The 14,816-nt window shown below is 70.0% G+C and carries 13 protein-coding genes and 1 pseudogene; 7 read left to right on the forward strand and 7 right to left on the reverse strand.

Features of this window, described 5'->3' with window-relative positions; translation table 11 throughout:
* Positions 1-105: 105 nt before the first annotated feature.
* From ABT245_RS35550 to ABT245_RS35560, 3 genes and pseudogenes are all read right to left on the reverse strand, one after another.
* Positions 106-1,062: pseudogene (locus tag ABT245_RS35550) on the reverse strand (DMT family transporter).
* Positions 1,063-1,241: 179 nt separating this feature from the next.
* Positions 1,242-2,240, reverse strand: a complete 999-nt coding sequence (locus ABT245_RS35555; RefSeq protein ID WP_351742033.1) for an EamA family transporter — start codon at positions 2,238-2,240, stop codon at positions 1,242-1,244.
* A gap of 128 nt (positions 2,241-2,368) precedes the next feature.
* Positions 2,369-3,049 carry a Clp protease N-terminal domain-containing protein gene (locus ABT245_RS35560; RefSeq protein WP_351742036.1) on the reverse strand — a complete coding sequence of 227 codons (681 nt, stop codon included), beginning with the start codon at positions 3,047-3,049 and terminating at the stop codon, positions 2,369-2,371.
* Between the two features lie 219 nt (positions 3,050-3,268).
* Here ABT245_RS35560 and ABT245_RS35565 point away from each other — a divergent pair, with 219 nt between their 5' ends.
* Both ABT245_RS35565 and ABT245_RS35570 read left to right on the forward strand, forming a co-directional pair.
* Complete coding sequence (locus ABT245_RS35565; protein ID WP_351742121.1) at positions 3,269-3,469, forward strand: hypothetical protein; 201 nt, start codon at positions 3,269-3,271, stop codon at positions 3,467-3,469.
* A gap of 78 nt (positions 3,470-3,547) precedes the next feature.
* Entirely contained in the window at positions 3,548-3,976 is a 429-nt protein-coding gene (locus tag ABT245_RS35570) for a type II toxin-antitoxin system Rv0910 family toxin (RefSeq protein ID WP_351742038.1), read from the forward strand.
* Positions 3,977-4,135: 159 nt separating this feature from the next.
* Here ABT245_RS35570 and ABT245_RS35575 read toward each other — a convergent pair whose 3' ends face one another.
* Positions 4,136-4,771 (reverse strand): PadR family transcriptional regulator, encoded by a 636-nt coding sequence (locus tag ABT245_RS35575; protein ID WP_351742040.1) that lies wholly within the window; start codon positions 4,769-4,771, stop codon positions 4,136-4,138.
* 191 nt (positions 4,772-4,962) lie between these two features.
* Between ABT245_RS35575 and ABT245_RS35580 the strand changes: the two genes are divergently transcribed.
* The 3 genes from ABT245_RS35580 to ABT245_RS35590 are packed head-to-tail and all read left to right on the forward strand — an operon-like array spanning position 4,963 to position 8,839.
* Positions 4,963-5,724 carry a TnsA-like heteromeric transposase endonuclease subunit gene (locus ABT245_RS35580; RefSeq protein WP_351742043.1) on the forward strand — a complete coding sequence of 254 codons (762 nt, stop codon included), beginning with the start codon at positions 4,963-4,965 and terminating at the stop codon, positions 5,722-5,724.
* Positions 5,712-7,826 carry a TnsB C-terminal domain-containing protein gene (locus ABT245_RS35585; protein ID WP_351742046.1) on the forward strand — a complete coding sequence of 705 codons (2,115 nt, stop codon included), beginning with the start codon at positions 5,712-5,714 and terminating at the stop codon, positions 7,824-7,826. The genes ABT245_RS35580 and ABT245_RS35585 overlap by 13 nt, the downstream gene beginning before the upstream one ends.
* A complete protein-coding gene (locus tag ABT245_RS35590; RefSeq protein WP_351742049.1) occupies positions 7,823-8,839 on the forward strand; it encodes an AAA family ATPase in 1,017 nt (338 codons plus the stop codon). Before ABT245_RS35585 ends, ABT245_RS35590 begins: the two co-directional genes overlap by 4 nt.
* 2,018 nt (positions 8,840-10,857) lie before the next feature.
* On the opposite strand, the gene ABT245_RS35595 is transcribed toward ABT245_RS35590, so the two are convergent.
* The 3 genes from ABT245_RS35595 to ABT245_RS35605 form a co-directional block, all read right to left on the reverse strand.
* The gene (locus tag ABT245_RS35595) at positions 10,858-11,886 is read right to left on the reverse strand and encodes an aminoglycoside phosphotransferase family protein (RefSeq protein ID WP_351742052.1); all 1,029 of its coding nucleotides are present in this window, start codon (positions 11,884-11,886) and stop codon (positions 10,858-10,860) included.
* Positions 11,887-11,971: 85 nt separating this feature from the next.
* Entirely contained in the window at positions 11,972-12,193 is a 222-nt protein-coding gene (locus ABT245_RS35600; protein ID WP_351742054.1) for a GNAT family N-acetyltransferase, read from the reverse strand.
* A gap of 12 nt (positions 12,194-12,205) precedes the next feature.
* Positions 12,206-12,514, reverse strand: a complete 309-nt coding sequence (locus ABT245_RS35605) for a GNAT family N-acetyltransferase (RefSeq protein ID WP_351742057.1) — start codon at positions 12,512-12,514, stop codon at positions 12,206-12,208.
* Positions 12,515-13,036: 522 nt separating this feature from the next.
* On the opposite strand from ABT245_RS35605, the gene ABT245_RS35610 reads away from it, so the two are divergent.
* Positions 13,037-13,462 carry a hypothetical protein gene (locus tag ABT245_RS35610; protein WP_351742059.1) on the forward strand — a complete coding sequence of 142 codons (426 nt, stop codon included), beginning with the start codon at positions 13,037-13,039 and terminating at the stop codon, positions 13,460-13,462.
* A 470-nt stretch (positions 13,463-13,932) separates the two neighbouring features.
* A complete protein-coding gene (locus ABT245_RS35615; RefSeq protein WP_351742061.1) occupies positions 13,933-14,742 on the forward strand; it encodes a PhzF family phenazine biosynthesis protein in 810 nt (269 codons plus the stop codon).
* Positions 14,743-14,816 lie beyond the last annotated feature (74 nt).

Below are 14,816 nucleotides of genomic sequence, written 5' to 3' on the forward strand. Positions count from 1 at the left end.
GGGCCGACCGGGTGTCGCAAGAGGGCGGTCGGGGCGCCTGGGTGGCGGTCGGGGGCAAGAGGCCGGCCGGGTGCGGGACGTCGGTCGGTCACAGGTGTGGTGGGGTCAGGCCAGGGCCTGGTCGGCCTCCGTTCGGCGGGCGTCTCTCGCCTCCGTCGCCGCCAGGCCGCCGACCGAGGCCGGCATCAGGAGGGTGCCCGCGACCGTCGACGCCGTCAGGTGCTCGCCGAGCAGCGTGACGGCGAGGACCGCCGCGCTCACCGGCTCCAGCAGCATGATCACCGAGACGGTCGCCGACCGCACGACGGCGGCGCCCGCGAAGTAGAGGGCGTAGGCGAGCGCCGTGGGGATCGCCGCGATATAGACCACCAGCCACAGGAACCGCGCGGGATGCGCGGTGTGCGGGACCAGACCGTCCGCCGGCGCGAACGGCAGCAGGCACGCACTGGTGACCGCGAACGCCCACACGGTCGTGCCGGAGGCGTCCGCGTCGCCGTGCCGGCCCCACCAGCGGGTGAGCAGCGTCATGGCGGAGTAGCCGCCCGCCGAGGCCAGCGCGAGCAGCACTCCCGAGGGGCGTGCGGACGCGCCCGCGCTGCCGAGCGTGAGCACGGCGAGCCCGGCGAGCGCCCCGACGACGGCGGCGGCCCCGCCGCCGCGGCCCAGCCGCTCGCCCAGCGCGAGCCGGGCGCCGAGCGCGATCAGGACGGGTCCGGCGCCCAGGGTCACTACGGTCGCGACGGCGAGCCCGGTGGCAAAGACGGCCGAGAAGTAGGCGGTCTGGAAGACGGCGAGGCCGAGGCCGGTGGCGACCGCCTTCACGGCCTTGCGGCCGAGCGGTTCCGGGACGGCCGGACGCGGGGCGCCCCGGTGCAGCGGCCGGCCGGCGAGCAGCAGCGCGAGCCCGGCGGCACAGCGCCAGAAGGACAGGGTGGTGGCGCCCATGTCACTGGCCCGGTAGACCAGGGAGGCGGCGGCTCCGGCGGTGGCCCCAGGCGGCACCGGCGACGGTCAGACAGAGCAGGCCACGCCCGACGGCAGGCCGAAGGCGGGGTTCGACACGAATCTTCTCCGCAGATGTGCAGAAGTACGGGGGCGACCCGCTCAGGCGGGGCGCGCGGACTTCATCTGCGGGCAACACCGTCCGGCCCGGCGGCGAGGTGCCGGGCGTGGTTTCCCGAGGCCCGCCTCAGGCAGCCGGGGGCGGAAGGACGAGTGCGTTCGACGGCATGCCCAGCACCCTAGGTGGCTGTCCCCCGTACGGACAACTCGCGTTCCGCGCCGCCGCCCGCCACCGGCTCGGCGGAGCCCCTGGCGGGCGTCGAGGACTGCGCGATGAAGGCGCCGGCCAGCACGATCACGCCGCCGGCCAGCTGCGGAGGCGACAGGTGCTCGCCGAGCAGCACCCAGGCGAGCACGGTCGCGATGACCGCTTCGAGACAGGCCACGACCCCCGCGACCGGCGGGGAGAGCCGGCGCACGGACAGCACTCCCGTGATGTACGCGGCGACCGTGGCGACCAGGACGATCCAGGCGAGCAGCGCCACGGCAGGCACCGCGTCGCCGTGCATCCGCGCGGTCCCGGAGAGCACGGACCAGTCCATCGTCCAGGGGCGGGCCAGGGCGGTCAGCACGGCGGCGCCGACGAGCAGGCCGTACGCGATGACACCGAGCGGGTCCGGTGCCTCCTCGCCCGCGTCGCTGCCCTGGTCGGACAGGACGAAGTAGCCGACCTGGCAGCAGGCGGCGCCGAGGGCCAGCAGCAGTCCGAGGGCGTCGAAGCTCAGTCCGGACCACACCTCGACCACGCAGGCGAGGCCGCCGGCCGCGAGGACCACGCCGAGCGCGGCGGCGCGGGTCACCGGCCGCCGTTGCACGAACCGCACCCAGCCGAGCACCAGGGCGGGTGCGAGGTACTCCACGAGCAGCGCGACGCCGACCGGGATGCGGGAGAGCGCGGCGAAGTAGCATGCCTGCACGCCGGCCACGGCGAGCAGGCCGAAGCCGGCGAGGAGGCCGGGGCGGCGGCGCAGCAGGGCGCGGTGGCGCACGGCGAGCGGCAGCATCACCAGGGCGGCACCGGTCACCCGTAGCCACACCACGTGCAGCGGATCGAGTCCCGCCTCGATCAGCGGCTTGGCCGCGACACCGGATCCTCCGAAGGCGAGCGCGGAACCGAGCGCGAGGCCGAGGCCGACGCCCTTCCCGTGGCTGCCCGGACTGCTCTCAGACGTAGGCACCGGCTCATGATGACAGGCGACGTCATGACCGTCATCCCCGTTGACACCTGTCTCACCGACTGGACGGGGGGCGGGCTCGGCTCGGCGGCCGTCCCCGTCTCAGGACACCTCGCCGTCCGCCGCGTGTCTCAGGACACCTCGCCGTCCGCCGCGTACTCCCCCGCGCGGTTGTCGATCCGCGTGAGCAGGCCGGGCATGTCGATCCCGGCGCGGCCGAGCACTTCGACGGCCCGGGACTGCCGGTCGCCGACGATGGCCGCGAGCAGGTCGGCGCCGACGGCGCGGTCGGCGCCACGGAGGGCGGCGCGGGTCGTGGCGTACCGCATGGCGGCCGCGGCCAGCGGTGACCAGCCCTCCGTCTCGCGCGAGTCCGCTCCCTTGGGCGCCGGCCCGTTCGGCTCCGGCTCCTGCGGCTGCGGTTCCTGCGGCTCTGGCTCCTGCGGCTCTGGCTCCTGCTGCGGCTCCTTCGGCTGCGTGCCGGCCGGTCCGGCATCGCGCAGCACGGCGATCGGACCCGAGTCCTCCACGGAGTTCTGCCAGCGCAGGCCGTACCCGATGCTGCGCTGCACGAGATAGCCGAGCAGGCGGGCGATCTGCGGGGCGTCGCCGATGACGGCGCGCACGTCCGGATCGGACTCCAGCAGCGAGTGCAGCAGATGGGCGGTGTCGATCTGCCGGTCCCCGTCCCGGACGGCCCTCCGGCGGGCACCGGCGACCACCGCCGCCAGCTCGGCACTGAGTCCGGCATCGCCGCCCGCACGGTCCGTGCCCTGGTCATGGGCGGTCTGGCGGGGAATACGGGGTTGCACATCCCCTACCCCATCAGCCCCGTGAGCCGGAGTCATCCCCGACGGGGAGCATTTCGGCGTCCCACACAAAGTGGACGCCGCAGCCCGCAATCTCCTCCTTACGGAGGAGATCAGGCCGTTTTCCCCACGCCGGCGCGCGCCGCCTTGCCCCGCACCACCGAAGAAAACCGCCGCGCGCAGGGGCACGTCCACACGAGCGTGGAGAGCGGGTACGGGCTGGTGGCCCTGCCCGCGGTCGACGGCAGGCAGTACGTGTACCGGACGTACGCCCCGGCGGACCCGCTGCCCGGCGACCTGTTCTGGGAAGCGCGGCACTGCCATGCCGAGAGCAGGCTCCCGCGCGCCTGGGACCGGTCCGACGCGGCGGCGATACGGCGGGGGGCGCGTCCCGGGCCCGGGACGCGCACGCACAATTCCTGACGGTTCATCAGTATTGAATGTTCGGGACCCTGCGGCTACGTTCCGCGACACCGTAGCCCGACACGAAGGGGTGGTCGCATGGCCGAAGTCAGCGCGGAGGCACGCATCCAGGCACCGGCCGAGAAGGTGTGGGCCCGGCTCACGGACTGGCCGGCGTACGGAGAGTGGAACGCGACCCACACCAATTTCCCCGAGGGCGGCCCCAAGACGCTGGCGGTGGGCGGGACCTTCCAGGAGAACATGAAGCTGATGGGCTTCCCGGCGGAGGTCGAGTGGACCGTCGAGGAACTGGAGCCCGCCCGGGTGCTCGCGATCCGCGGCAAGGGGCCGATGGCGGTGACCGTCGCCACCCGCTACACGCTCACGCCCGAGGGCGAGGCCACGACGGTGCGGATCGACGGCGAGTTCACCGGTGCCGCGGTCTCCCTGATGGCGGGCAGGCTCAAGGACTCGGCGACCGCCGCCCTGAACGAGTCGCTGCGCAAGCTGGACGGGCTGGTGACCTGAGCCGTCGGCCGCGCGCCCGAGCGAAGGCGCCCCGCGGACCGCTCCACGGGGCGCCCTCCGATCGCACGCGCCGCTCCTTTCGACCGCGGCCTCAGGCCTTCCGGCCGCGGCGCGCGGGCGTGGCCTTCCGGCCTGCGGGCGTCAGTCCTGTCGGTCCTGTCAGTCCTCGTCGGCGAGGATCAGGTACAGCTTCTTGCGGGACTCGTTGATGACGGCCAGCGCCTTCTCGCGCTGTTCCTTCGAGCCCGTCCGCCAGACCTGCCCGAAGGCCTCCATCAGACCGAAGCCGGCCTGGCGGATCTCGCCGAACGCCTCCCAGTCCACCCCGCGCGAGGCCTCCTCCCAGGGGGCGTCGGGCCCCTGGTCGGCCGCGGCACGGCCGCTCTCGGTGAGCGAGAACAGCTTCTTGCCACCCTCGCTCTCACTGGCGATCAGCCCCTCGTCCTCCAGCAACTGGAGGGTGGGGTAGACCGATCCGGGGCTGGGCTTCCACGCCCCGCCGCTGCGCTCGGCGATCTCCTGGATCATCTCGTAGCCGTGCATCGGCCGGTCCTTGAGCAGGGCCAGGATCGAGGCCCGTACATCACCGCGCCGCGCCCTGCCGCGCGGCCCGCCGCGCCCTCGCGGCCCCCAGGGCCCGGGGCCGAAGCCGGGCCCCCCGTGCCCGCCGTGCCCGAAGCCGGGGCCGCCGGGGCCGAACGGCCCGAAGGCGGCCCGCCGCCCGTCAAAACCGCCCCGGTCGTACCGGCGAGGGCCGTCCTGTCGATGTCCACGCTCGAATCCGTGGGTACGCATCGCCATCACTCCATTCATCGTTGATCAGTCGCGATACCTCAACGATATATCGGAAACCCACGAACGACAACCCCGTCGGTATGAGTTGACCTGTCTCAACGAAGATTCCGTGAATCTCAGCGAAGGTAAACGGATGATCGTTAGTCTCACCGAAGGTTGAGCACCGGCTCGGCCGTCGGGCTGGGGGTGCGGTGGAAGCGCTGTCGCGTGTGTACGGCGATGAGGCGTTATCAGCGTTTGAGCTGGACTTTCTCAGCCACGGAGAGCGTCGCAGGCTCCCGCTGGGAGCGAGTTGGCAGGTCCCGTTCGAGGCGGTCGAGCCTGTCCGGTTGTTCCGTTGGGACAAGGGCACGCCGGGCTTCGCCGGCTGGTACTACTCGGTGACCGCGCGAGATCACGTGGGCTATGAGTCGTGGCTGGAACGGGACCGGTTGATCCTGCTCGACCGAGATCCGCAGGTCACGGCGATATCGTCGCAGCCTTTCTGGCTGCACTGGCACGACGGCCGACGGCAACGACGCCACGCTCCCGATTACTTCGTCCGGCTGGCTACGGGGCATGCCCGCGTCGTGGACGTCCGCGCTGAGGAGGACATGGATCAGCGCACGCGGGAGGCCTTCGCTGCCGCCGAGCGGGCCTGCGGGGCGGTGGGCTGGGACTTCGAGTGGGCCCGCCGTCCGGATCCGGTGCTCATGGCCAACGTCCGCTGGCTGGCACGGTATCGCCGGGCACGCTCTGGTCGGCCGGTGGCGGTGGCCGACCTTCTCTTGGAGGTGTTCAGCGAGCCGAAGGGCCTATGGGAGGGGGCCGTCCTTGCGGGCGACCGGATCCAGGTTCTGCCGGTGCTGTTCCACCTGCTGTGGTCGGGGAAGTTGAAGGCGGATCTGTCGGAAGGACTGTTGGAGACCGGGAGCCTGGTCTGGGCGGAGGGACGACACGGGTGGGCCGGCTGAGGCGTCCGCCGGCTCTGGCGGTCGGCGAGAGAGTCCGGTTCGACGGGCAGGTCCGGGGAGTGTTCGAGGTGACCGCGCAGGCCGCGGTCTTGGAGGACGCCGAGGCTCCGCACCGAGTGGTGGCTTTGATCGAGCTGTTCGAGGCGGAGGACTTCGAGGTCTTGTTCCGCCCGGAGCGGATGCCGTTGCCGCCCTCGTCCGTTCTGGAGACGCTCCCGGCAGTAGCGGTCCAGCAGGCCCTGTGGTGGGAGGGCCACATCCTGGAAGTGGTGCACGGGCTGCCGCCGGACGCGGAGCCCGGCACGAAACCGCGTGGGGAGTACGGGGCCGGCACGTCGGTGACCTCGAGGGAGAGGGCCAAGGCTGCTGAGCTGTCCCGGTCCGGTCGTCCGGTGACGGCCAGCACGGTCGCCCGGTTGCGTCGCCACTATCTCAAGGACGGGGTTGCCGGGCTGGCCGATGGCCGAGCGGCCCGCAAACGGCCGGAGTTCGGGGCGGTGGATCCCCGGGTGGTGGACGCGATGCGACAGGCCATCAAGGAAGGCGTCGACACCTCCACCCGGACCGCGTCCTATCTCATCTGGAGGGCAAAGGAGATCCTTACCCAGGCCGAGACCGAGTCCGAGGTTGAGGACGGACAGGAGGCGGCTCCGTGGCCGTCCAGGGCCACTCTCTACCGGCTGGTGGAGAAACTGACGGCCGGCACCCACTCGACGGGCTCGGCGGTGACACGCCGGTCGAAGGCCCACACGGCGGGCGCCCCCTTCGGGGAACTGACGGTGACCGCTCCGGGCGAGGTCATGCAGATCGACTCCACCCCCCTCGACGTGATGGTGCGCCTCGACGACGGAGTCGTCGGCAAGGTCGAGCTCACCGGCATGATCGACGTCGCTACACGGACTCCGACAGCGCTCGTGCTGCGGCCGTCGACGAAGTCGGTCGATGCCAGCGTGCTGCTGGCCAGGACCGTGACGCCGGAGTTGATGCGGCCGGGCTGGGTGGATGCGCTGAAGATGTCCCGCTCCGTGCTGCCGCATCGCCGGCTGCTTACGTTGGACGAGCGTCTCGAGCACGCGGCCGCCAGGCCGGTGATCGTCCCGGAAATGATCGTCTGCGATCACGGGAAGGTGTTCGTCTCGCACAACTTCCGGGCCTCCTGCCGGTTCCTGGAGATCGATTTCCAGCCGACGCACAAGGGCTCGCCCTTCGAGAAGGGCCACATCGAGAAGATGCTGGGCTCCGTCGCCACGATGTTCGTGCAGTTCCTCCCCGGCTACACCGGCCGGAACACCGACCGCCGCGGTCGGCACCCGGAGAAGGAGAACCTGTGGTCGCTGCCCGAGTTGCAGGAACTGCTCGACGAGTGGGTTGTCGCCAAGTGGCAGAACCGTCCCCACGAAGGGCTGCGTGACCCCGACCATCCGGGCCGGCTGTTCACGCCGAACCAGAAGTACGCCGCACTGGTCGAGTCCTGCGGCTACGTCCCGGTCGCGCTCGGCGGCCAGGACTACATCGAGCTGCTGCCCGCGGCCTGGCGTGCCGTCAACGCCTACGGCATCCGGATCAACAACCGCACCTACGACGCTCCGGAACTCGGGCCGATGCGACGGCGGCACTCCGGTGTCGCCGCCAAGCGAGGGCTCTGGGAGGTCCACCGCGACCCCTACGACGTCTCCCGAGTCTGGGTACGCAACCACCGCGGAGACGGTGAATGGGTCCAGGCGACCTGGAAATACCTGAACCGGGCCCCTATCCCCTTCGGTGACCTTGCCTGGGATCACGTCAGCCACCAGCTGCCCAAGGCCACCGAGGAAGAACTCGCCGAGGCCGTGGCTGCCTTGCTGACCCGCGCCCATGGCGGCCCTGTCCAGGCCGTCGAGGGCAAGAAGGCCAAGAGGAGCAAGCCCTCAAAGCGGGACCGTCAGGTGACCGCGCGAACCAGAGCCACGGCTCCAGCTGCGCTCACTCCGCCGCCAGACCCGTCACCGGTCACCGCGGACGAGCTCGCCGAGGAAGAACAGCCGGAAGACGAAGAGCCGATGGCCGACGTGATCCCGCTCGGCCTGTTCGACCCGCGCGAGGACCCCTGGAGACGTTCATGACCACGCCGCACGTCCTGCCCTCCGAGTCGGGCGGACACCTGAGTACGCGCCCGGGCTGGCGCGAGTTCGCCCAAGAGCCGCCGATTCCGCCGGCCCTGCTGACCGAGCACGAGTACGCGGTGCTGAACGACGCTGACCTCGCGCGCGACACCGAGGACCGCCTGGACCACCACACCCGCCTTCAGGTGGTGGCCACCTCCACGGTCCGTCACACCGTCACCACCGGCCGACGCCTGATCCTGCTGAACCGGCACGCCGTCAGCGCCCGCCGCGGCCTGATCGTCTCCGGGCCCGCGGGCACCGGAAAGACCATCGCGATCACCCAGCTCGGCCTCGCCCACGAGATCCAGGACCGCGACCGCCACCCGAACTCACCCGACCGCATCCCGGTCCTCTACATCACCGTCCCGCCGGCCGCGACAGCCCGCATGATCGCTGCCGAGTTCGCGCGCTTCCTCGGACTGCCCACGCCCGGCCGCTTCAACATCACCGACATCATCGAGGCCGTCGTCGGTGTCTGCACCAAGGGCCGCACCGGCCTGGTCCTGGTCGACGAGATCCACAACATCTCGCTCACCAGCCGCACCGGCGCCGAGGTCGCCGACACCCTCAAATACTTCTCCGAACGCATCCCGGCCACATTTGTCTACGCGGGCATCGACGTCGAGCACAGCACCCTGCTCTCCGGTACCCGCGGGGCCCAGATCGCCGGACGCTTCACGCTGATCCCCTCCCACTTCTTCCCCTACAACGCCGAATGGAAGGCACTGGTCAGAACCTTGGAGCAGACGTTGCTCCTGCGTCGTCACACGCCGGGCACGCTTGCCCGTCTGGACCGGTTCCTCCACGACCGCACCGGCGGGATGATCGGTGCGCTCTCGCACCAGATCCGCGGATCCGCGATCGACGCGATCCTCAGCGGCACCGAGAAGATCACGAAGAAGGACCTGGTGAACGTCCCCCTCGACGTCGCCGCAACCACCCGGACACGCACGCCACAGGACGGGAGCTGACCAGCACCGGGCCGTGGGCCGGCCCTGCACTCGTCCCCCTGCCCTTCCAGGTCAGACCCGTTGCCGACGAGGGCCGCGACAAATTCATCGAACGCCTCGCCAAGGCCAACTTCCTCAAGACGTACTACCTGCGGAGGGCTCTGCGAGAGCCGCCCGGCTATCACGGCCCCGTCCTATGGCAGCGCCTTGGAACCGTCAGTGACCGTGACCCCGTCGAACTCAGCAACATCCTGGGCCACTCCCGCTGCAGGGGATGCGGCACCGTGCTGCGTCTCGACAACACGGCGACTGAACGCCGGACATGCTCTGCTGCCTGCCGAACGAAGAGCTACCGCCGACGACTCCAACGCCCAGCCGACGAGCCCCCCACGCATCGCTTGATCGTCTGCGCAGGCTGCGGTCAGAACGCCGAAGTCCCCGCAGAACAGCACAGCCGCCGTTACTGTTCACGAACGTGCCGCCAACTGGCCCGCGAGCAGCGCAAACGCGCGTTGGAGGAGCTCCCGATCAAGGCCTGTGAAGCATGCGGGAAGCCCCTCGGCAGGTTCTCCAACAGACGCTGGTGCTCAAAGCGTTGCTGCGACTGGGGTTACGTCAAGAGCAAAGGGCACACGCGCACCCTCTTCCCCGGAGGACCGCGTCCGGATCAACCGTCCAACTGTGTTGAATGCGGCATCCCCATACAACCAGGCCGACGAAGGATCCGCTGGAACTGCTCGAACGCCTGCGCAGCCCGCGGCCGCCGACGCCGCGAGAAACCGGGAGCCGACCCCACCCACGCCGATCCCGCCTGATCACCGATCCAACTTCGGTGGCAATCGGCCCAGATGTGATGTCAGGGAGGACAGCGAGCGCGTGAAACAGCCCAGTACGAACGGTGAGGCGATCGCCAAGCTCCCCTTTCAGGTCCGGCCGATCGCTGGTGAAGGCTGCTATCCGTTCATCGCCCGCCTCGCCCATGCCAACTGCCTCCCACCCACCTACCTGCGGCGTTTCCTCGCGGGACCGCCCGGCTATCGCGGCAGCCCGTCCTGGGAACGGCTCTCGGCCGTCACCGGCCGTGACGCCGGACAGTTGCGGAAGACTCTCGACACCGCCAAGTGCAAGGAGTGCGGCTCCGTATTCCTGCTCGACCGCACGTTCGGTAACCTGCCCCGCTACTGCTCCGCCCGATGCCGAGCCCGCCCATCCCTCAAACTCGAGGTCACAGAGCCCTGCCGAATCTGCCGGCAACCCATGAAGATCCAGTTCGGCCAACGTTACCGGCTCTGTTCCACCGCCTGCCGCAGAGTGGCCTACATCGAACGCCAACATCGCAACAACGACACCGTCGAGCAGCACGAACCCCGCACATGTACCGCCTGTGAGCACCCCCTGCCACCGGACACCCCGGCCTCCGAGCACACCTGCTCAGAAAAATGCACCCGACAGGTCTCCCGCTGGGACTGGATGATCGAGCAGCACGGACTTCCCCTGCCTTCACGGACATGCGCGTTCTGCGGAACCCCGATAGAGGTCACATTCCCGTCCGATCCCCATCGCCGGTGGTGCAGCCGCCGATGCCGCACACGGGCATCCCGCGGCCATGACCCAGCAACCTTCTTCAACCCGCTGACCTGCGAACAATGCCATAAGTCATTCCAGCGCCCCGCGAGCGGCAGGGACCGGCGGTGGTGCTCACGCAAGTGCTATCGGCTATCCCGGGGCTGGCCTGCCACACCGAAGACACACCAGTAAACGGAACGGTCACAGACTGCCTGTCTTGCGTGACCTGTGTGCGCGTCTCATCGATCATGACGAGCCCAGTGCACTCTGAGCTGGGGTGCGAACGGCAGCGGAACGCGCGTTGAGTTCGGAGGTCATTTCAGACCGATTCGCCGGGCATCAGATACCAATTGCCGCTGTCAGTCTCCTCGGTGAGTCAGCCGTTGATACTGCTGAGGCCGCGACCGTTGAGAAATTGTCAAGAGTTGTGGTCCGAGGTCGTCACCGACCGGATTGTAGGGTGAAGGGTTCCCCTACGGCCGTTGTAGGGGTAGTGGTTGGAGTGTGGGCCATCGGGTGAGCATGCCGTGCCTGATGGCCGCGGCGAGTTGCCCCACGCCCTTGAGCTCACCGCTGTCCGCAGTCAGCTGGCTGACGATTCCGAGACGGTGCACGAGTCGCTGCCGAGCCGTTGCCGTGCCCCACTTCCAGTCGCGGTTCGGGATCTTGGCCAAGTGGTCGGCGGTTCCGCGGTAGGCCCGCTGGACCAGCGCGTCGCCTCGTAGCAGCCAGCCGGCGCATGCATCAGTGAGATCGTCATGTACCTCGGTGCCCGTCACGTTGCGCCACGTCGTCCGGTAGGCGGTCTCCGCTGCATGCAGCAGCGGCTGGGCCGGGGCGGTGACGCACCAGCAGGTCGGAAAGCCGATGCGCAGGTAGGCAAGCTCCACGAGCCCGTTGCCCAGCGCGGCCTGTTCGAAGTCGATGAACCGGACGCCACTGCTGGTGTGCATGTCGTTGCCGGGACAGGGGTCGCCATGCAGCAGAGCATGGCCCGGTGTGCCGAGCAGGCGGTTCACGAGGCCGTCCAGCTCGGTTCGGGTGCCGGACGGCACCGCGACGCCGAGCGTCTTGGCGAGCCCGAGGAAGGAGGCGACGTCGTCTTGGGTCGGGCCGGACCAGGCGGGGAGTACGCCTGTATCGTCGGTGCCGGTGGCCGCGTGGAGTCGGGCCAGCGCCGAGGCGTAGTCGACTACCCAGTCCTCGCGAGGCTGCTGGTGCTCCAGGTGTTCAAGAACCAGGACCCGTTCCCCCGGATCAGTACCAAGGAGCATCGGCACCACTGGCGGATCGACCCGGGACGCGAGCTTCAGCGCGGCCACCTCGCGTGCATACCTCTCGGCGGCCTCCGGACCGTCGACCAGCTGCTTGACCACCACTGCTGTGCCGGACAGCTCGGTCCGCCATACCCGTGACCGCGGGCTGCTGCCCAGTCGGCGACCACGACGAGGCGCGCCAAGCTTGGCCCGCAGCTCCTCCCCGAAAGGCAGTCCTGACCTCATGGCTCCATCCTTGCACGCGCGTGAACACTGCTGGCTGTTAAGCGAGTTAGACCGCGCGGCGGCTGGATGCGAGTGTCTGGTGTCCTCATGGGGTTCCGGGACGGTTCTCTGAACGCAGCAGGCCGTAGACAAGCACATCGACGTACTTGCCGTGCTGGAAGGACCTACCGCGCATGACCCCTTCCCGACTGAACCCCAAGCGTTCGAGGGCCTTCTGCTCGGCGAGGTTGCCGCCATTGGTGAGGGCTTCGATTCGGTTCGCAGTCGTGTGGTCCAACAAGTAGTCCACAAGCAGCTTCTGTGCCACCGTACCCACCCCCTATCCACGATGCTCGGGTAGCACTCCAACGCCGATCTCGTAGGTGACACCCGACGGGAAACCGCGGGGCTTCCACGTGGCGATGCCGATAACCGCGTCGTCGGCCCGCACGATCGCAACCGCCGCGGACTCGGCGGAGATGTACCCGTCGGTCTCCCACCGCTTGCGCCGTGCCCTCGGATCACCGAATCCGGGCCACTCGAACTCGCCGAGCGCATCGGGATCCGTGCAGAGGCGATCGAGGAACGCGAGGTCGCCCTCGGCGAATGCCCGTAAGGGGACCGTGTCCGCGTGGATCGCTGGAGTCATGAAGGTCAGTATCGCCTCCCGAAGACCACCCGTCAGACAATGAGCTTTTCCCGAACTCCCGCACCGGAGCGATCGCTTCGAAGGCAACCGCTGTCGCGTCACCCAGCGGCCTGCGTCCCTCGACATCCTCCTGGACCCAGGCCACCTCGGAATCGACCCGCACACCCCTCCCTGCCGCTCGGCGGATCGGCCTCATGCCCGGGCGCCGGGACGTTGTCCAGTCGTCCGTAACGAGGTAAGAACCACCCCAAAGCGAGACACGGGCAACGGGGCATGGCCCGTCGGGCCGATCAATCTTCGTTGAGACAAACGAGCAGGTCGCCAGTCTTCGCTGAGACGGAGACCGGTCAGTCCAGGTTGCCTGAGATCGAATCAACCTTCACTGAGACGGGTCATGAGTCGTCTGTCCTGTCTCATCGGGCCTTGACCGGTCTCACCGAAGCTTGACGACCGTCCTGTTCGTCTCCTCGAAGTCCGGTCACCGCCAGGGGCTTGTGGATCGGGCCACGTACCCTCGGTTCCGTGCCCCGCCGTTCGAAAAAACCCCGTCGGCTGATTGCCGACGGGCGCGCGTACCTGTGGACGCTCCGTCACAGCCACAGCCACAGCCACAGCGTGGCGGACAGCGGCCGGTCATGCTGCGAGACCCTCACGCTGTACCCGCAGCCGGCTGGCACCGGCGGACCACTGCGCATCGTCTTCACCGAGGGCCCGGGCCGATACGTCCCGGGCGGGGCTCCTTTGGGCTCCGGAGACGTGGGGTACGTCCGGGGCGCCTCCCTGAACCTGCACGAACCCGGTGCCGTCCGAGCCCTGCTCGACGCGGCGTCGACCCGCGGGTGGCGGCCGGAGGGGCGGCGGGTGGTGGAGATCGACGGCTGGTCCCTTCTGGAGGCGGCAGCCGCCGCGCGGGCCGGGGCCACCCGCCCCACGGGCCCCAAAAAGTGACTCCGATGACTTCCTCGGCCCTCGAACCGGCCCCTCGGGCACCGGTCAAACTTCGTTGAGACTGGTCAAACTCCGTTGAGACGGGCCACATGAGTCGTCCCCGGAACAGGAAGCAGGGACGGAAACCGGGACCGGGGGCCGCGACCGGGGTCGGGGGGCGGGGGCGGGGACCGGAGTCGGGGACGGGGACCGGAGTCGGGGACGGGGACCGGGACCAGGGTCAGGAACCGGGGACTGGATCCAGGGACGGGGGACCGGGACCGGAGTCGGGAACCGGGGGCGGAGTCGGGAACCGGGGGCGGGGACCGGAGTCGGGAACCGGGACCGGGGACCGGAGTCGGGAACCGGAAACCGGAGTCGGGGACGGGGACCGGACCGGGTCGGGGACTCGTGGGCCGGGTATGCGATCGGGCCAGGGTTCGTGGATTGGCCTTGGTGCGGCCCGCGCCGTTGCCTCTAGCGTCGTCGGCATGCGCATCCGAATCGTCGACGCCTTCACCGACCGCCCCTTCGCCGGCAACCCCGCAGGGGTCCTGCTTCTGGACGCCTTCCCGGAGGACGACCGGCTCCAGGACATCGCCATGGAGGTCAACCACGCCGAAACGGCGTTCGCGCACCGCCTGCCCGAGGGCGGCTCCGCGGACTGGGCCCTGCGGTGGTTCACGCCGGTCACGGAGGTGGCGATGTGCGGGCACGCCACACTCGCCGCCGCCCACGTCCTGCACACCACCGGCGCGCACGAGGGGCCGCTGCGCTTCGCCACCCGCAGCGGCGTACTCATCGCGACCCCCGACGCGGACGGCTCGATCACCCTGGACTTCCCGACCGCCCCGCTCACCCCCGTCGAGGTCCCGGCCGGCGTCGCCGAAGCCCTGGGCGCCGAGCCGGTCGCCGCGTTCGACACCGGCCCGCAGGTCGGCGATCTGCTGCTGGAACTCGCCGACGAGAAGACCGTCCTCGACCTCGCGCCCGACCACAGGGCGCTCGCCGCGTACTCGACGCGCGGCATCATCGCCACCGCGCGGGCCGCGCACCCGGACCGCGGCCACGACTTCGTCTCCCGGTGCTTCTTCCCGAACGTCGGCATCGACGAGGACCCGGTCACCGGCAGCGCGCACACGGCCCTCGCGCCGCACTGGTCGGCGCGCCTCGGCCGCTCCGCACTCACCGGCCTGCAAGCCTCCGCGCGCTCCGGCGTGGTCCGTGCCGTGCTGCGCGGCGAGCGCACGCTGCTCACCGGCCGCGCGGTCACCGTCATCGACGGAGAACTGCTCGCCTGAGACCCGCCCAGACGGAGAACTGCTCGTCTGAGACCCGCCCAGGGGGCGTACGAGCCGGCCGTACGCCCCCACGC

Origin of the sequence: Streptomyces sp. NPDC001508 (assembly GCF_040298665.1) — a bacterium.
Classification (GTDB): Bacteria; Actinomycetota; Actinomycetes; order Streptomycetales; family Streptomycetaceae; genus Streptomyces.